Origin of the sequence: Pseudomonas sp. SD17-1, from assembly GCF_029201585.1 — a bacterium.
In the GTDB taxonomy this organism is placed as follows: Bacteria; Pseudomonadota; Gammaproteobacteria; order Pseudomonadales; family Pseudomonadaceae; genus Aquipseudomonas; species Aquipseudomonas palmensis.
The window spans coordinates 4,999,120-5,015,491 of sequence record NZ_CP104044.1 but is presented as its reverse complement, the minus strand read 5'-3'; the positions used below and the strand labels follow the sequence as shown (position 1 = coordinate 5,015,491).

Below are 16,372 nucleotides of genomic sequence, written 5' to 3'. Positions count from 1 at the left end.
GTATGCGTAATTTGCTGACTTTCTTGCTGTGCTGTTTGCCACTGTTGGCCAGCGCTGCCGATTTCGACGACACCACCCGGCAGTTGCCGCTGGGCCGCCTGATGCAGGTGTATGAAGACCCCGATGGCAGCGCCAGCATCGCCCAGGTGAGCTCGCCGGACTTCGCCAGCTGCTTCGAGCCGCACCAGGCCGACGTGCTCAACGCCGGCTATTCGACCTCGGTCTTCTGGATCAGGCTCGACCTGCGCTACACCGCCACGGCCCAGGCGGCGCCACGTCACTGGCTGCTGGAACTGGCCTACCCGCCACTCGATTACCTGGAGCTCTACCTGCCCGATGCCGCCGGGCACTACTACCTGGCGCAGCGCACCGGGGATGCCTTGCCCTACGCCAGCCGCCAGATCCGCCAGAACAACTACCTGTTCAATCTGCCGTTCGCCCCCGGCCAGGCGACCACTTTGTACCTGCGCCTGCACAGCGAGGGTTCGGTACAGGCGCCGCTGACGTTGTGGTCGAGCGATGCGTACCTGGAGGCGCAGCCCACGCGGCTGTATGTGCTGGGGCTGATCTACGGCGTGCTGCTGGGGATGCTGGTGTACAACCTGTTCATCTTCATCAGTGTGCGCGACAGGAGCTACCTCTACTACATCCTTTACATCGCCTCGTTCGGCCTGTACCAGGTCTCGGTCAATGGCGCCGGGGTGGCGTACTTCTGGCCGGACCACCCGTGGTGGGCCAACGCCGCCACCCCGTTGTTCATCGGCGCCGCGGGCCTGTTCGGTTGCCAGTTCGCGCGCAGTTTCCTGCAGATGGCCAGCCACAGCCGCGCCTTCGACCGCTTCCTGCAGGGGCTGATGGCCTGTTCGGTGCTGGTGATGGTGATGTCGCTGGCGCAGGACTACGGGATCGCCCTTCGCCTGGCTACCGCGCTGGCGCTGCTGTTCACGGTGAGCATCTTCGCCGCCGGGCTGTTTGCCTGGTGGCGCGGCATGCGCGTGGCACGCTACTTCATCATCGCCTGGTCGGCCTTTTTGCTCGGCGGGCTGGTCAACACCCTGATGGTGCTGGGCTACCTGCCCAATGTGTTCCTGACCATGTATGCCAGCCAGATCGGTTCGGCGCTGGAGGTGGGGCTGCTGTCGCTGGCCCTGGCCGACCGCATCAACAGCATGCGCGAAGAACAGGCGCGCACGCTGCGTGAGGCCGGGCTGACCCTGGAGCAGGCCAACCTGCAGCTGGCGCGCAGCAATCGCCTCAAGGACGAGTTCCTGGCCACCGTTACCCATGAGCTGCGCACCCCCATGAACGGTGTGATCGGCTCGCTGGAACTGATGCAGATGGCCACCAGCGAGCAGGAGCGTACCCCCTACCAGCACACCGCCAACGCTGCCGCGCAGAACATGATGCGCATGGTCGACGACATCCTGATTCTCACCGAGCTCAAGGCCGGTCGCCTGCAGGTGCAGACCGAGCTGTTCAGCGTGCATGGATTGCTTCACGAACTGCGCGTGCGATTTCTGCCCAAGGCCCAGGAAAAGGGCCTGTTCTTCAACCTGGACCCGAGCATGGATCTGCCGGACGTGATCCACGGCGACCGGCGCAAGCTGGCCATGTGCCTGAGCTACCTGCTCGACAACGGGCTCAAGTTCACCCATCGCGGCGGCGTGCTGCTCAAGGTGCGGGCCACGCCCATGGGCGTCGATCAGGCGAGCCTGACCTTCAGTGTGCGCGACAGCGGTATCGGCTTTCACTGCCTGGACGAGGCAGCGCCCTACCAGCGTTTCTTCCAGGTCGATGGGTCGATGACCCGCGAGTACGGCGGCCTGGGCATTGGCCTGTCGATCTGTCGCAAGTTGGCGCTGTTGATCGACGCACAGCTGAGCCATCAGTCGAGCCCGGGCGAGGGCAGTTGCTTCGAACTGACCTTGACGGCCCGGGTGCCCAGCGGGTTTTCCGGGGCGCCCAGATCGGGGCAAATCGCGGCTGATTAGGCGTTTTTGTCACTTTGAGCCGGGGGCGGGGCGTGATTCACTGGGGTCACGTCCGGATCTGCCAGGAGCCCCCGATGAACCTGCACCAGTACGCCGAAACCCACGAAGTCACCAACCAGCCGCCCAGCCTCGACGGCGCCAATCTGTATCGCCTCGACCTGCCGCTGCAGCAATGGTCGCGCCATTACGGCGCAGGCTGGGCCGAGGCACGTATCGATGCCTACGGCGCGCTGGCCGGTGGGCCGCTGATGGCCGCAGGCTTTCTGGCCAACCAGAACAAGCCGCATTTCAGCAGCCATGACCGTTATGGGCATCGGATCGATCTGGTGGAGTTTCACCCGGCCTACCATGAGCTGATGCGGACTGCCATCGAGCATGGCCTGCCCTCGCTGCCTTGGGCCGAGCCGCGTGCCGGCGCGCATGTGGCCCGTGCCTCGATGACCTACCTACACAGCCAGGCCGAAGCCGGTAGCGGCTGCCCGCTGACCATGACCTTTGCCGCGGTGCCGGCGCTCAGGCTGCAACCGGACCTGGCCGAGTACTGGGTACCCAAGGTGCTGGCCACCGCCTACGACCCGCGCAATGTCGGCGACCGGCACAAGGTGGGGGTTACGCTGGGCATGGCCATGACCGAGAAGCAGGGCGGTACCGATGTGCGTGCCAATACCACCCGGGCCTACCCGGTGGGCGCGCCGGGGCCGGGCCAGGCCTACGAGCTGGTGGGCCACAAGTGGTTCTGTTCGGCACCGATGTGCGACGCGTTCCTGACCCTGGCACAGACCGACAAGGGCCTGAGCTGCTTTTTGCTGCCGCGCCATCGCCCGGACGACACGCGCAACCAGTTCTATATCCAGCGCCTGAAGAACAAGCTGGGCAACTGTTCGAACGCGTCCAGCGAGGTGGAGTTTCGCGGCGCCCTGGCCTGGATGATCGGCGAGGAAGGCCGTGGCGTGCCGACCATCATCGAGATGGTGGCCATGACCCGTTTCGACTGCATGGTCGGCTCCAGCGCGCTGATGCGCCAGGCCCTGACCCAGGCCGCGCACCACTGCGCCCACCGCACGGTCGGGGGCCGGGTGCTGGCCGAGCAGCCATTGATGCAGAACGTGCTCGCCGACCTGGCCCTGGAAAGCGAGGCGGCGCTGGCCCTGAGCCTGCGCATGGGGCATGCGCTGGACCAGCCCGACGACCCGCACCAGGCGCGCTTTGCGCGGCTGATGACGGCGGTGGGCAAGTACTGGATCTGCAAGCGCGCGCCGGCCATGATCAACGAGGCCGCCGAATGCATGGGCGGCGCCGGTTACGTGGAAGAGAGCATCCTGCCCCGGCTGTACCGCGAGGCCCCGGTCAACTCGACCTGGGAAGGCTCGGGCAACGTGCAGTGCCTGGACGTGTTGCGTGCCCTGTCCAAGGAGCCCGGTGTACTGGACACGCTGTTTGCGGAGCTGGGCGATGGCCATGGCGACCCGCGTCTGGCCGCACACATCGGCAACCTCAAGGCGGCCTTCGCCGATACCGGCGACATCCAGTACCGCGCCCGCCAGCTCACCGAGGACATCGCCCTGGCGGTGCAGGCCAAGCTGTTGCTGGAGGCCGGCAATGCGGCGGTCAGTGACGCCTTCATCGGCAGCCGGCTGTCCGGCAGCGGCCGGGTCTACGGCACGTTGCCGCGCGGGGCGGACGTGGCGGCGCTGGTGCAGCGGGCCACACCGAACTGGCCGCTCTAACGTGCGTGCCTTTGCCGGCGGATATAGGCAAGATGGGCCCATGCATGTCAGACAGACAGGAAGTACATTGTGAGCCGTACCGATGAAACCTTCGTTGTCGTGGAAACCGCCGAGCAAGCCGTCGACCAGTTGGCCGCCTTGCACGAATCCGCCACCGCCGCACTGAGCCAGGCGCTCAAGCGCTACCTCAAGGACCGCACCGAGCCCAATGCGGCCGAGCGCGCACAGTTTCGTTACCCCGAACTGCGCCTGACCTACCAGTATCAGGGTGACGTACCGGTGATCACCCGGGCCTACGCCAAGGTTCAGTTGCCGGGCACCTACAGCATCACCGTGACCCAGCCGGCCGCGTTTCGCGGCTACCTGCTGGAGCAGCTCGGGCCCTTGATGCGCGACTTTACCGTGACGGTCGAAGTGGGCCTGAGCGAGCAGAACATTCCCTACCCCTATGTGGTCGAGCAGGGCGATGAACTGGCCGGCACCGGCATCACCGCTGCGGCGCTGGCGCGGGTGTTCCCCAGCACCGACCTGTCGGCGGCCACCGACGGCATCGCCGACGGGCTGTATGACTGGGCCAACGTCGACCCGCTGCCGCTGGCGCTGTTCGACGCGGCGCGGGTCGATTTCTCGCTGCGCCGGCTGGTGCATTACACCGGCAGCGACTGGCGGCATGTGCAGCCATGGATCCTGCTCACCAACTACCACCGCTATGTCGACCAGTTCATCACCCACGGCCTGGAGCAACTGCGCCAAGACCCGCGCTTCGTGCGCATGGTGCTGCCGGGCAACGTGGTGATCGAAAAGGCCATGGACAATGGCGAGGCACAGGCGCTGGTGGCCGGGGTGGTGTGGCACCGCTACCAGATGCCGGCGTATCACCTGATTGCTGCCGACGGCCATGGCATCACCCTGGTCAATATCGGCGTGGGCCCGTCCAACGCCAAGAACATCACCGACCATCTGGCGGTGCTGCGCCCGCACTGCTGGCTGATGATCGGCCACTGCGGCGGCCTGCGCCAATCCCAGACCATCGGCGACTACGTGCTGGCCCACGCCTACATGCGCCGCGACGGCATCCTTGACCGCGTGCTGCCGCCCAATATCCCGATCCCGGCCCTGGCCGAGGTGCAGCTGGCGTTGCAGGAAGCGGCGGCGCAGGTGACCGGCGAACGTGGCGACGAACTGAAAAAGCGCCTGCGCACCGGCACCGTGCTGACCTACGACGACCGCAACTGGGAGCTGCGCTGGGCCCAGGAGCGCCCATTGATCAACCTGTCGCGGGCTGTGGCAGTGGACATGGAAAGCGGCACCATCGCCGCCCAGGGCTACCGCCTGCGAGTGCCCTACGGCACGTTGCTGTGCGTGTCCGACAAGCCGCTGCACAGCGAGATCAAGCTGCCGGGGGCGGCCAACGCCTTCTACAACCGGGCGGTCAGCCAGCACCTGAAGATAGGTATTGCGGCGCTCGACCTGCTGCGCACCGAACTGAACTCGCTGCACTCGCGTAAACTGCGCAGTTTCGACGAGCCGCCGTTCCGCTGAGGCCCCATGCCGTTACCCCCCCGTTCCAAGCCGCGGCCCGCCGCGGCCAAACCCGCCGGCCCGCGTCGCCAGGCCAAGGCGCCGCCGGCCGCGCCGCGCCTGCTCCTGTTCAACAAGCCCTTCGACGTGCTGACCCAGTTCAGCGACGGCGAGGGCCGCGCCACCCTCAAGGACTTCATCGATGTACCGGGCGTATACCCGGCCGGGCGTCTGGATCGCGACAGCGAAGGGTTGTTGCTGCTGACCAATGACGGCCAGTTGCAGGCGCGCATTGCCGACCCCAGGCACAAGTTGCCCAAGACGTACTGGGTACAGGTGGAGGGCGAGCCGACCGAGGAGCAGCTGCAGCGCTTGCGCGAGGGTGTGCAACTGAATGACGGCATGACCTTGCCGGCCCAGGCGCGTCATCTGGAAGAGCCGCAACTGTGGCCGCGCAACCCGCCGGTACGCTTTCGCAAGAGCGTGCCGACCGCCTGGCTGGAGTTGGTGATCAAGGAAGGGCGCAACCGCCAGGTGCGACGCATGACCGCGGCGGTAGGCTTGCCGACCCTGCGCCTGGTGCGCGTGCGGATCGGCGACTGGAGCCTGGATGGGCTGGACCAGGGCTGCTGGCGCGAGGTGCCGGCGCGGCGCTAGACGCCTTCGATGAAGCCGATGACCACGCTCTTGATGACGAAGGCGAGAATGCCCAGGCCCAGCACGAAAAACAGGATGAAGGTGCCGAACTTGCCAGCCTTGGATTTTTTCGCCAGGTCCCAGACGATGAAACCCATGAAACCAATCAGGATGGTGACCAGGATGGTCATCATCCATTCTTCGAACAACGCAGGATCCATCGATCTTCTCCGCCAGGTTGAAGCGCGCGATTATACGCCCGGCCCGCAGCGCTGACTAACGCAGGTGCGTAAGGGGCAGCTCGGTGCTGGCCAGCACCTGGTTGAGCACGAAGCTCGAACGCACGCTGGTGACGCCTTCGATGCGGGTCAGGTGGCCGAGCAGCAGCTTCTGGTAGTGGTCCATGTCTGGCACCACTACCTTGAGCTGGTAGTCGGCATCCATGCCGGTGACCAGGCTGCACTCCAGCACCTGGGGCAGGCTGCGGATGGCGGCCTCGAAGGTTTCGAAGCGCTCGGGGGTGTGTCGGTCCATGCCGATCAGCACGTAGGCGGTGAGGCTCAGGCCCAGCTTCTTGCGGTCGAGCAGGGCGACCTGGCGCGAGATGTAGCCATCGTCCTCCAGTTGCTTGACCCGCCGCGAGCAGGGCGAGGGCGACAGGCCGATCCGTTCGGCCAGTTCCTGGTTGGAGATGCGCGCATCGCGCTGCAGTTCGGCAAGAATGCTCAGGTCGTATCGGTCGAGCTTGCTCATGAATGAAGCCTTTTCTGTTTCGATTGCTGCGGATTATCAATCCTTAGTTAAAAATTGCGCAAGTAATGTTTTGTTGAGCAATTTTCGCAATCCTCTGTCGCAGCGCTTGCCTATGATGGTCAACAGAATCACTGCCCGGACACATGTCCACAGCGGCGGCCCCAATCAGGGGCGCTGCGGCCAGCAACCCCACCGGGTTGTGCTCGGCCCCCGGGCTGCACACTGTTCACAAGACAGCGTGAGGTGAGCCGGCGTCACAAGCGCCGAGCACGGACGAAAATCTCGAAGGGTGGCCTCAGGGTCACCCTTTTTTAATGTCCGCAATTTCATCTGGCGCCTGCTGGCGCGTGGCAGGCGGCCTGATAGAGTAGGCCATGAATGCCAGCGGGAGAGAAACAGCATGAAGTCGCGCATCTGGCAGTTGGCAGGTGTTGGTCTGCTTTGCCTGAGCCTGGGCGTACAGGCCCAGGACGAGCGTCGCGGACCACAGCAGGACCCCAATGGCGGCGAGCGCCCGCCTGCGTCCTCGCCGCTCAACGCGCGCCCGGACGAGGTCCGCCAGACCCAGCCGCCACGCCAGGGGTACTATCAGGACGTGCCGCGGCGCAATGACGCCAATCAGCACTGGCAGGCCGGCGGGCCGGGGCAGCGCCCTGGCGAAGGGCACGGCAATGGCTGGGGCCCCGGGCCTCAGTATCGGCCGGGGCACACCATAGACCGCTTCCCGGAACCGTACCGGCGCGTGCCGTATCGTGGCAGTGACTATTACTATTCCGGTGGTTACTGGTATCGCCCGCAGGGGCCGCATTACGTGGTGGTGGCGCCGCCTTACGGGGTACGGGTGAACTACCTGCCCGACTATGCGCGGCAGGTGTGGGTGGGCAGTGCGCTGTTCTTTCTGGCTGCAGGCACCTATTACCAGTACCTGGACGACAGCCGCGACTATGTGGTGGTAAGCCCGCCGGTGGCTGCGGCGCCGGCGCAACCGGGCAATGGCTATGACGTGATTGCCTACCCGGCCAACGGGCAGTCGCCACAGCAGGTCGATCAGGACCGCTACCAGTGTCACCGCTGGGCGGTGCAGCAGACCGGGTTCGACCCGGCATCGGCGACCTACGCGCCTGCGGCGCAGGTGACGGACACCTATCGACGGGCGCTGGGGGCGTGTTTGAGCGGGCGCGGTTACAGCGTCAACTGAAGCGCAACAGCTTCGCCGGCAAGGCCGGCTCCTACACATACAGCGTGAATCCTGTAGGCGCCGGCCTTGCCGGCGAAGGGGGCTGCTGTTTCACTCCACTGGGTCGGCATGCACCAGCACTTCGGCTTTGGGGTACTCCCGGCGGATCGCCGCCGCTGCCGCATCGCACAGCACGTGGGCCTCGGTCAGCGTCAAGGTGCCTGGCAGCTCCAGGTCCACCTGCACGAACCAGCGGTTGCCCGACACCCGGGTGCGCAGGTCATGCGCGCCCTGCACGCCAGGCACCGCGCACACCAGTGTCATCATCTGCTCGCTCACCTCGCCGGGCAGCTCCTTGTCCATCAGGATGGCCGAGCTTTCACGGGCGATCTGCAAGGCACTCCATAGAATGTACAGCGCGATGCCCAGCCCAAAGTACGCATCCACCTGTGGCCAGCCGAACCGCGCCAGCACCAGCGCGACCAGGATGCTGGCATTGAGCAGCAGGTCGGAGCGGTAGTGCAGCGAGTCGGCGCGCACGGCGGTCGAGCCGGTGAGGCGCACCACCCTGGCCTGCACCATCAGCAAGGCGACGGTCAGCCCCAGCGACAGCAGCATCACGACAATGCCCACCGTGGCATCACCCAGCGGCGTGGGGTTTTTCAGGCGTTCGACCGCCTGTACGCCGATCAGTACCGCACTCACCCCGATGAACAGCGCCTGGGCCATGCCGGCCAGTGCCTCGGCCTTGCCGTGCCCGTAGCGATGATCGTCATCGGCCGGGCGCAGGGCATAGCGCACCGCGAGCAGGTTGAGGAACGAGGCCACGCCGTCGAGCATCGAGTCGGTCAGGCCGGCCAGCAGGCTGACCGAGCCGCTGAGCCACCAGGCCACCGCCTTGCTCACGATCAGGATGCTGGCGACCCCGAGCGAGGCATTGGTCGCCAGGCGCAGCAGGCGGGCGTGTTCGGCGCTGGTGTTCATCGGTCGTCCTTGTGCGGGCGGTCAGGCGGAGGGCTTGAGGCCGTACATCGCCAGTTGTTCAACGCTGCCCTTGTGCTGGATCAGGCGCGGGTCGTTCAGCGGCAGGCGCTGGCCCAGCTCGCTCTCCAGGATGGCCTGCAGGCGCACCTTGTCGACCTTGCCATCGGCAGCGATGGCCTTGTTCAGCGTGTGCGGGTCGACCTGGGCGGTCTTGCCGCCGGGCAGGTAGATGGCACCGGTGGCAAAGTCGACGCCGAAGGCGATCAGCCCGGGGATCACGTAGAACAGGATACCGATGGCATCCAGCGCCACGATCACCGGATCGACCTTGCCTTCGATCTGGCCGCGACGGTCGGGGAAGAACAGGGTGCCGCAAGCCGTCAGCTGGGTCAGCAGGGCAGCAACCACGGCACCGCCGATAAGGCGTGAAGGAATACGCATGTGAATCTCCGCAAAGTAGGCCGCACCGCTACCGGCGAAATGCCGGAGGGTGCAGCTAAGACCATGATAAGGCAGGCTCGGTTCGCCGTTATACTCGGCCGATTGTTCGAGGGCTACCATGAATTCATTACCGATCGATGCCGTGCTGCCGGCCTTGCGCACCGCCTTGCAGCAGCGCCACGAAGCCGTGCTCGAGGCACCGCCGGGCGCCGGAAAGACCACCCGCGTGCCACTGGCCCTGCTCGATGAGCCGTGGCTGGCCGGCCAGCGCATCCTGATGCTCGAACCGCGCCGGCTGGCTGCCCGCGCGGCAGCCGAGCGGCTGGCCAGCGAACTGGGCGAGGCGGTGGGCGAAACCGTCGGTTACCGCATGCGCCTGGACAGCAAGGTCGGCCCGCTTACCCGCATCGAAGTGGTCACCGAAGGCATCCTCACCCGGCGCCTGCAGGACGACCCGGCGCTGGACGGGGTGGGCCTGTTGATCTTCGACGAATTTCACGAGCGCAGCCTGGATGCCGACCTGGCCCTGGCCCTGAGCCTCAACGGCCGCGAGCTGCTGCGTGACGAGCCGCCGCTGAAGATCCTGCTGATGTCCGCCACGCTGGAAGGGCAGCGCCTGTCTGCGTTGCTCGACGACGCCCCGGTAATCAGCAGCGAGGGGCGCATGTATCCGGTGCAGATGCGCTGGGGGCGGCCGTTCCAGCCCGGCGAGTTCGTCGAGCCGCGGGTGGTCGACACGGTGTTGCAGGCGCTGGCCGACGAGCCGGGCAGCCTGCTGGTGTTCCTGCCTGGCCAGGCCGAGATCCGCCGTGTGCACCAGGCCTTGCAGGAGGCCCTGGGTGAGCGGCGCGAGATCCTGCTGTGCCCGCTGCACGGTGAACTCGATCTCGCGGCCCAGCGCGCCGCCATCGAGGCGCCGGCCGCGGGCCTGCGCAAGGTGGTGCTGGCGACCAACATCGCCGAAACCAGCCTGACCATCGACGGCGTGCGGGTGGTGATCGACGCCGGGCTGGCGCGGGTGCCGCGTTTTGACCCCGGCAGCGGCATGACCCGCCTCGATACCCAGCGCATCTCGCGCGCCAGCGCCACCCAGCGGGCCGGGCGCGCCGGACGCCTGGAACCGGGCGTGTGCTATCGGCTGTGGTCCGAGGCCCAGCATGACCAACTGGCTGCCTACGGCAGCGCCGAGATCCTGCAGGCCGACCTTGCCGGACTGGCCTTGCAATTGACCCGCTGGGGCGTGGCCCCGGCGCAGCTGTGCTGGCTCGACCTGCCACCGGCGGCGGCCTATGCCCAGGCTCAGGACCTGCTGGTGCGCCTGGGGGCGCTCAGGCCGGGGCAGTTGCTGGCGCTGACCGAGCATGGTCAGGCCATGGCCGAGTTGCCGGCACACCCGCGCATCGCACACCTGCTTTTGCGGGGCCAGGACCTTGGCCTGGCACAGATGGCCTGCGATGTGGCGGCACTGCTGGGCGAGCGCGACATTCTGCGCGGGGCGGGCGCCGACCTGCACAGCCGGCTGGCCCTGCTCAGTGGCGAAACCCGTGCAGCCCGAGGTGGGCAAGGCGGGGTGCAGCGGGCGCGACAACTGTCCCGCCAGTACCGCAGCTACCTGCGCGGCAAGGCCGGCGCGGCCGTGGCCGACCCCGAACATTCCCGCTGGCTCGGTGCCCTGCTGGCGCTGGCCTATCCCGACCGGGTCGCCCAGCAGCGCCGTGCCGGCGGCGCCGAGTACCGGCTGGCCAACGGGCGTGCGGCGCTGTTCGGTGAGGCCGACGCGCTGATGAAGCAACCCTGGCTGGTGATCGCCGACCTCGGCAGCCGCCAGGGGCAGCGCGAAGAGCGCATCTACCTGGCGGCCGAATTCGACCCGGCGCTGTTCGACGACGTGCTCGCCGAGCAGGTGCGCCACGTGGATCAACTGGATTGGGACGAGCGTGAGAACGTGCTGCGTGCCGAGCGCCAGCGCAGGGTCGGCGAACTGGTGCTCAGCCGCGAGCCGCTGACCGGGCTGGGCAAGGATGCGCGTGCGCGGGCGCTGCTTGACCTGGTGCGGCGCAAGGGCCTGGAGCTGTTGCCCTGGACCCCGGAACTGCGCCAGTGGCAGGCGCGGGTGGCACTGTTGCGCGGGCTGGATGTTGCGGCGGCAGGCCAGAGCGAATGGCCTGACCTGAGCGACGCGGCCTTGCTGGCCAGCCTTGAGCACTGGCTGCAACCCTACCTGGGCAAGGTCACCCGGCTCAGTCATTTTGCCCAGCTCGACCTGTCGTCCATCCTGCGCAACCTGCTGCCCTGGCCGCTGCCGCAGCGCCTGGACGAATGGGCGCCGGTGCACATCGGCGTGCCCTCGGGTTCCAACATCCGCCTGGACTACAGCGAGACGCCGCCGATTCTGGCGGTGCGCTTGCAGGAACTGTTCGGCCTGGCCGAAACCCCGCGCATCGCCCAGGGCCGCCAGCAGGTGTTGCTGCACCTGCTGTCACCGGCACGGCGCCCGGTGCAGGTGACCCAGGACCTGGCCAATTTCTGGCGCAGCACCTACGCCGAAGTGAAGAAGGACCTCAAGGGCCGCTACCCCAAGCACTACTGGCCGGACGACCCGCTGGTGGCCGAAGCCACCGCGCGGGCCAAACCGCGCAAGTAGCCGCTAGGGCGGCGTCGGCAACAGCAGGCGCGCGCTCAGCGGCAGGTGATCGGAAATCTGCAGGGTGTCCTGCTGCAGCACCCGGGCGCTCAGGCGCTGCAGCTTGGGGCTGTGGAACAGGTAGTCCAGGGTGCGGTCCGGGCCGTTCAGGCGCGGGTCGTTGGGGTAGTGGGTCAGCCAGGCGCTGCGCTCGGCACCACCGGCTTCGGCGTTGCTGGGGATCATCGGATACTTGTCCCACAGCAAGTGCAGGTCGCTGTCGGCGCCATAGTGCTGGCGCTGCTCGGGGGTGAGCCGGCGGTACTGGCCCAGCGGCAGCAGGTTGAAGTCGCCACCGATAAGCCACGGCGTGCCCTGGCTTTCCAGCTTGTCGAGCAGCGCGCCGAGCTGGCGCACCTGCTGGCGCTGGATATCGCTGCCGGGAACGAAGGGCGCCAGGTGCGTGTTGAGCACCGCCAGCGAGCCGCCATCACGCAGCGGCAGGTAGCTGGCCAGCACCGCCTGTTGCGGCTGCAGCAGGCGGCTCAGGGCGTTGTCGGGGGCCGAGGGCAGGGCCAGGCGTTCGGCCTGCTGGATGGGGTAGCGGCTCAGGGTCGCCAGGCCGCGGCCGACGCTGCCGAACACATGCCGGTCGGGCACGAAGTCCGCCTTCCAGTCGTAGGCCTGCACCGCACAGGGGTAGAGGTCGGCCAGGCGCTCGCGCAGCAGGGCCAGCTGGTCCTGGTAGGCGCTGGCCTTGGCGTTGGTGTCCAGTTCCTGCAACAGCACGATGTCGGGGTTGTCGGCGCGGATCACCCGCGCCACCTCGTCGAGGTTGAACGCCAGGTCCTGTTCGGTAGGGAGGGTGTCACTGCCCCGGCCTTCGTCATACCAGAACACGTAGCCCTTGCCGGCCAGGTACTGGATGTTCCAGCTCATGACCTTGAGCATCTGGCCCGGCACCAGCGGCGTGGCCGTGCCACGGCAGGCCACCGGCAGGGCCTCGCGCGGCTCGGGTTGCCAGCTCAGGTGACTGGCCAGCAGCCACAGCAGGGCAAGTATCAGCAGCAGGGTCAGCAGGGCATTGCGCAGTAGTCGGATCATCGGCTCGGCTTGGCGTCGCAGGTGAACCCGCAGCATACCCGAGCCGTTCGTCGCCTGCTTGGTTCAGCTCGGGTCGCGGGCCAGCGGCGGCTCGGTGACCAGCATGAACATGCGAAAGCTCACCAGGGTGCTGAACAGGGTGAGGAAGCCGTTGAAGCTGCCCACCAGCAGTTCCAGCCACAGCTCGGGCTCTTCGCCGATCAGGCTGCGGGTCAGCGCATCGATCAGCCATAACGGGATCATGGCCACGATCATGCACACCAGGATCTGCCAGAAGTGGCCCTTGCACAGCTCGAAGCTCTGACGCATGGCCGGCAGCGGTTGCAGGCCGCGCAGCACAAGCAGGTACTCGGCGAACACCAGGTTGACCATCACCCAGATGCCCGGAAGGATGAACAGCGCGCAGCCGGCCACGATCAGCAGCAGGCAGACGATCATCAGCAGCGCGAACGAGGGCCACAGGCGCAGCGACATGGCCAGCAGGTCGCGCTTGCGCGGCTCTTCACCCTGGCTGCGGGCGTCCAGGTAGAGGATCAGTGCGCCGCTGTAGAGCGGGTAGAACACCAGGCCCAGCAGCATGCCGTAGGCCAGGGTACGGGTCTGGCTGCCGAACTGTGCATAGATCGCCTGGGCCAGCAGCGTTTCGATGACGATCAGCGGCAGGCACAGCTTGGCGATGCTCAGCAGGTGGCGGCGGAAGAAATACAAGGAGTCTTGCAGAACGCTAAGCGGATTCATCAGTCGATATCGCAGTGACAGAGCAGGCCGCTACTTTAGCCCAGCGGTCGAACCTGAACAAAGTTTCATGCCGCGGGCCGATTGAATCGCCCATGCTGGAACCCCATCTAGTGCTCACCTGTAATCCCCCGGCTATCCAGTGAGGTCGCCCCATGAACCACGAAGAACAAACCTTGATCGACGGCCTGTTCGGCCGCCTCAAGCAAGCCGAGAGCGAAGGCGCACCGCGTGATGCCCAGGCCCAGGCGCGCATTGCCGAGCACCTGCAGCAACAGCCGTCGGCCCCTTACTACATGGCCCAGGCGATTCTGGTGCAGGAGGCCGCGCTCAAGCGCCTCGATGAACAGAACAGGCAATTGCAGGCCGATCTGAACCAGGCCCGCGCACAGGTGGCGGCCACTGCGCCGAGCAGCGGCGGCTTCCTGTCGAGCATCTTCGGCGGGGGGGCACGGCAACCCGAGCCGCAGCCGCAGCGCGCGGCCCAGCCGGCCCCGGCACCTGCCACCAGTGGTGGCGGCTGGCGTGAACCGGCCAGCGGCTTTGGCGGGCCCGGCGTGGCCCCTCAGCAGCAGGGTTTCAACGCCGCGCCCCAGGCCGCACCGGCCCGCGGCGGCGCCAGCAGCTTTCTTGGCGGTGCACTGCAGACCGCCGCCGGCGTGGCAGGCGGGGTGATGCTGGCGCAGGGCATCAGCAGCCTGTTCGGCCATCATTCGTCGCAGCCCCAGGAAGTCACCGAGATCATCAACGAAGCCCCGGCACCGGCCAGCGACAGCGGCTGGGGCGGCAACGACGAGCAGCGCCTGACCGCCGACAACGGTGGCTACGGCAATGATCAGGGCGGCTTCATGGACACCGACTACGGTGACGATGGCGGCGGCTTTTTTTCGGACGACGATTCCTTCGTCTGAGCCGCGCACATACCCGTACTGCCGTCAGGCTGGCATACTGGGCGCCGAAACGGCCCCGGTATGCGGGGCCGGCCCCTGGCGTGACGAGGAAGTGCGGTGAAGAAGATTGCGGTGTTCGCCGATGTCCAGAACCTCTACTACACCGTGCGCCAGGCCTATGGTTGTCATTTCAACTACGCCGCCTTCTGGGCGCACGTCAGCCAGGACGGCGAGATCGTCGAGGCGGTGGCCTATGCCATCGACCGCGGCGACAGCAAGCAGCAGCAGTTTCAGCAGATCCTGCGCAACCTCGGTTTCACGGTCAAACTCAAACCCTATATCCAGCGCAGCGACGGCTCGGCCAAGGGCGACTGGGACGTGGGCATCACCCTGGACGTGATCGACGCCGCCTCGCGGGTCGACGAAGTGGTGCTGGCCTCCGGCGATGGCGATTTCGACCTGCTGCTGGAACGGGTGATCAACCGTCATGGCGCCGAAGCGGTGGCCTATGGCGTACCGGGGCTCACCGCCAACTCGCTGATTCGCGCCGCCACCCGCTATGTGCCCATCGAAGGCGCACTCCTGCTCAAGCACTGAGAGCTACCCGAGGTTTTTGTGGAACGTATTGCGGTCATCGACTTTGAAACCACCGGCATCTCGCCGGGTGCCTACTGCCGCGCCACCGAAGTGGCGGTGGTGATGCTCGAACGCGGGCGCATCGTCGATCGCTACCAGAGCCTGATGAATGCCGGCGTGCCGGTACCGGCCTTTGTCGCCGGGCTGACCGGCATCACTACCGCCATGCTGCGCAGTGCGCCGGCCAATGCGCAGGTGATGAACGAGGTGGCCGAGTTCGTCGGCAGCACGCCCTTGCTGGCGCACAACGCCTCGTTCGACCAGAAGTTCTGGGACTACGAACTGAGCCTGATCGGACGTTCGCGGGTGCAGTCGTTCGCCTGCTCGATGCTGCTCTCGCGGCGCCTGCTGCCGGCTGCACCGAACCACAAGCTCGGCACCCTGACGCGCTGGGCCGGGCTGCCCGATACCGGCACCGCTCACCGGGCCATGGCCGATGCCGAGATGGCCGCCAACCTGGCCCAGCACCTGGCCGGCGAACTGCGCCAGCGCCACGGTATCAGCGAGGTGTCGCACCCGCTGTTCTGCAGCCTGCAGAAGGTCCCGGCAGCCAAGGTTGCCGAAACCCTCAAGCGCTACCGCTAGGCTTTCTTGCCGTTGCTGTCGAGCTGGCCGAGCGGTACCCGTCGCTCTACCGCGCTGGACAGGATGATCGAGGTCTTGCTGAACCCGAACTGCGCCACGTGGTTGATCAGCTCTTCGAGTTCCGGCATCGAGCCGACCGCCGCCTGCATGATCACGCACGGATCGCCGGTGACCCGGTGGCACTCGGTGATCTGCGGGATACGCGCCAGGTCCTCATAGGTCTGCTGGTTGCCGTGGCTGGCCAGGCGCAGCTCGATCACGCACTGGATCGGCAAGCCGATCCGGCTCATGTCGACCTTGGCCTGGTAGCCGGTGATGACCCCGCTGGCCTCGAGCTTGGCCACCCGCTCGGCCACCGCCGGGGCCGACAGGTTGACCTTGCGCGCCAGTTCGGCGAAGGAGGCGCGGCCGTTGTCGAGCAAGGCGGCGAGGAGCATGCGATCGTACTTGTCCATGGGGCGTGGGTACCAGGTGTTGAAACGATGGCGAAACGGGCAAACATCCGTTTTTTCGAAAGTCTGGTGGCCGTATAAACAGGGTTTGTAACTTAAAATTACCCGTTTGGCTTT

16 protein-coding genes are annotated in these 16,372 nt (G+C 66.6%); 9 read left to right on the top strand and 7 right to left on the bottom strand.

Annotated elements, in window-relative coordinates; genetic code table 11:
- The first annotated feature begins 2 nt into the window (after positions 1–2).
- From N0B28_RS22865 to N0B28_RS22850, 4 genes are all read left to right on the top strand, one after another.
- A complete protein-coding gene (locus tag N0B28_RS22865; protein WP_100634118.1) occupies positions 3–1,991 on the top strand; it encodes a sensor histidine kinase in 1,989 nt (662 codons plus the stop codon).
- A gap of 74 nt (positions 1,992–2,065) precedes the next feature.
- Positions 2,066–3,718 (top strand): acyl-CoA dehydrogenase family protein, encoded by a 1,653-nt coding sequence (locus tag N0B28_RS22860; RefSeq protein WP_100634116.1) that lies wholly within the window; start codon positions 2,066–2,068, stop codon positions 3,716–3,718.
- Positions 3,719–3,787: 69 nt separating this feature from the next.
- The gene (gene amn, locus N0B28_RS22855; RefSeq protein WP_043863881.1) at positions 3,788–5,260 is read left to right on the top strand and encodes an AMP nucleosidase; all 1,473 of its coding nucleotides are present in this window, start codon (positions 3,788–3,790) and stop codon (positions 5,258–5,260) included.
- Positions 5,261–5,266: 6 nt separating this feature from the next.
- The gene (locus N0B28_RS22850) at positions 5,267–5,896 is read left to right on the top strand and encodes a pseudouridine synthase (protein ID WP_043863880.1); all 630 of its coding nucleotides are present in this window, start codon (positions 5,267–5,269) and stop codon (positions 5,894–5,896) included.
- Here the strand turns inward: N0B28_RS22850 and N0B28_RS22845 are convergent.
- Both N0B28_RS22845 and N0B28_RS22840 read right to left on the bottom strand, forming a co-directional pair.
- Entirely contained in the window at positions 5,893–6,096 is a 204-nt protein-coding gene (locus N0B28_RS22845; protein WP_043863879.1) for a DUF2788 domain-containing protein, read from the bottom strand. The two genes, N0B28_RS22850 and N0B28_RS22845, sit on opposite strands and share 4 nt — an antisense overlap.
- A 55-nt stretch (positions 6,097–6,151) precedes the next feature.
- A complete protein-coding gene (locus tag N0B28_RS22840; RefSeq protein ID WP_043863878.1) occupies positions 6,152–6,628 on the bottom strand; it encodes an Lrp/AsnC family transcriptional regulator in 477 nt (158 codons plus the stop codon).
- Between the two features lie 400 nt (positions 6,629–7,028).
- Here N0B28_RS22840 and N0B28_RS22835 point away from each other — a divergent pair, with 400 nt between their 5' ends.
- Positions 7,029–7,826 (top strand): DUF6515 family protein, encoded by a 798-nt coding sequence (locus N0B28_RS22835; RefSeq protein WP_078481375.1) that lies wholly within the window; start codon positions 7,029–7,031, stop codon positions 7,824–7,826.
- Between the two features lie 90 nt (positions 7,827–7,916).
- Here N0B28_RS22835 and N0B28_RS22830 read toward each other — a convergent pair whose 3' ends face one another.
- Both N0B28_RS22830 and N0B28_RS22825 read right to left on the bottom strand, forming a co-directional pair.
- A complete protein-coding gene (locus tag N0B28_RS22830; RefSeq protein ID WP_054916351.1) occupies positions 7,917–8,789 on the bottom strand; it encodes a cation diffusion facilitator family transporter in 873 nt (290 codons plus the stop codon).
- A gap of 21 nt (positions 8,790–8,810) precedes the next feature.
- Complete coding sequence (locus N0B28_RS22825) at positions 8,811–9,230, bottom strand: polyribonucleotide nucleotidyltransferase (RefSeq protein ID WP_255001750.1); 420 nt, start codon at positions 9,228–9,230, stop codon at positions 8,811–8,813.
- Positions 9,231–9,348: 118 nt separating this feature from the next.
- Here N0B28_RS22825 and hrpB point away from each other — a divergent pair, with 118 nt between their 5' ends.
- Entirely contained in the window at positions 9,349–11,874 is a 2,526-nt protein-coding gene (hrpB, locus tag N0B28_RS22820; RefSeq protein WP_275728967.1) for an ATP-dependent helicase HrpB, read from the top strand.
- A gap of 3 nt (positions 11,875–11,877) precedes the next feature.
- On the opposite strand, the gene N0B28_RS22815 is transcribed toward hrpB, so the two are convergent.
- Positions 11,878–12,957, bottom strand: a complete 1,080-nt coding sequence (locus N0B28_RS22815; protein ID WP_258660148.1) for an endonuclease/exonuclease/phosphatase family protein — start codon at positions 12,955–12,957, stop codon at positions 11,878–11,880.
- Positions 12,958–13,020: 63 nt separating this feature from the next.
- Positions 13,021–13,695, bottom strand: a complete 675-nt coding sequence (locus N0B28_RS22810) for a hypothetical protein (protein WP_043863873.1) — start codon at positions 13,693–13,695, stop codon at positions 13,021–13,023.
- A gap of 152 nt (positions 13,696–13,847) precedes the next feature.
- On the opposite strand from N0B28_RS22810, the gene N0B28_RS22805 reads away from it, so the two are divergent.
- The 3 genes from N0B28_RS22805 (at position 13,848) to N0B28_RS22795 (ending at position 15,803) form a co-directional block, all read left to right on the top strand.
- Entirely contained in the window at positions 13,848–14,603 is a 756-nt protein-coding gene (locus N0B28_RS22805) for a DUF2076 domain-containing protein (RefSeq protein WP_054916353.1), read from the top strand.
- 96 nt (positions 14,604–14,699) lie between these two features.
- The gene (locus N0B28_RS22800; protein ID WP_043863871.1) at positions 14,700–15,179 is read left to right on the top strand and encodes an NYN domain-containing protein; all 480 of its coding nucleotides are present in this window, start codon (positions 14,700–14,702) and stop codon (positions 15,177–15,179) included.
- Between the two features lie 18 nt (positions 15,180–15,197).
- Entirely contained in the window at positions 15,198–15,803 is a 606-nt protein-coding gene (locus N0B28_RS22795) for a 3'-5' exonuclease (protein WP_043863870.1), read from the top strand.
- Here N0B28_RS22795 and N0B28_RS22790 read toward each other — a convergent pair.
- Positions 15,800–16,258 carry an Lrp/AsnC family transcriptional regulator gene (locus N0B28_RS22790; RefSeq protein ID WP_043863869.1) on the bottom strand — a complete coding sequence of 153 codons (459 nt, stop codon included), beginning with the start codon at positions 16,256–16,258 and terminating at the stop codon, positions 15,800–15,802. The two genes, N0B28_RS22795 and N0B28_RS22790, sit on opposite strands and share 4 nt — an antisense overlap.
- Between the last annotated feature and the right edge of the window lie 114 nt (positions 16,259–16,372).

Coding starts and splice junctions, on each gene's coding strand:
- N0B28_RS22865 (WP_100634118.1), top strand. CDS start 3: ATGCGTAATTTGCTGACTTTCTTGCTGTGCTGTTTGCCACTGTTGGCC.
- N0B28_RS22860 (WP_100634116.1), top strand. CDS start 2,066: ATGAACCTGCACCAGTACGCCGAAACCCACGAAGTCACCAACCAGCCG.
- N0B28_RS22850 (WP_043863880.1), top strand. CDS start 5,267: ATGCCGTTACCCCCCCGTTCCAAGCCGCGGCCCGCCGCGGCCAAACCC.
- N0B28_RS22845 (WP_043863879.1), bottom strand. CDS start 6,096: ATGGATCCTGCGTTGTTCGAAGAATGGATGATGACCATCCTGGTCACC.
- N0B28_RS22840 (WP_043863878.1), bottom strand. CDS start 6,628: ATGAGCAAGCTCGACCGATACGACCTGAGCATTCTTGCCGAACTGCAG.
- N0B28_RS22835 (WP_078481375.1), top strand. CDS start 7,029: ATGAAGTCGCGCATCTGGCAGTTGGCAGGTGTTGGTCTGCTTTGCCTG.
- N0B28_RS22830 (WP_054916351.1), bottom strand. CDS start 8,789: ATGAACACCAGCGCCGAACACGCCCGCCTGCTGCGCCTGGCGACCAAT.
- N0B28_RS22825 (WP_255001750.1), bottom strand. CDS start 9,230: ATGCGTATTCCTTCACGCCTTATCGGCGGTGCCGTGGTTGCTGCCCTG.
- hrpB (WP_275728967.1), top strand. CDS start 9,349: ATGAATTCATTACCGATCGATGCCGTGCTGCCGGCCTTGCGCACCGCC.
- N0B28_RS22815 (WP_258660148.1), bottom strand. CDS start 12,957: ATGATCCGACTACTGCGCAATGCCCTGCTGACCCTGCTGCTGATACTT.
- N0B28_RS22810 (WP_043863873.1), bottom strand. CDS start 13,695: ATGAATCCGCTTAGCGTTCTGCAAGACTCCTTGTATTTCTTCCGCCGC.
- N0B28_RS22805 (WP_054916353.1), top strand. CDS start 13,848: ATGAACCACGAAGAACAAACCTTGATCGACGGCCTGTTCGGCCGCCTC.
- N0B28_RS22790 (WP_043863869.1), bottom strand. CDS start 16,258: ATGGACAAGTACGATCGCATGCTCCTCGCCGCCTTGCTCGACAACGGC.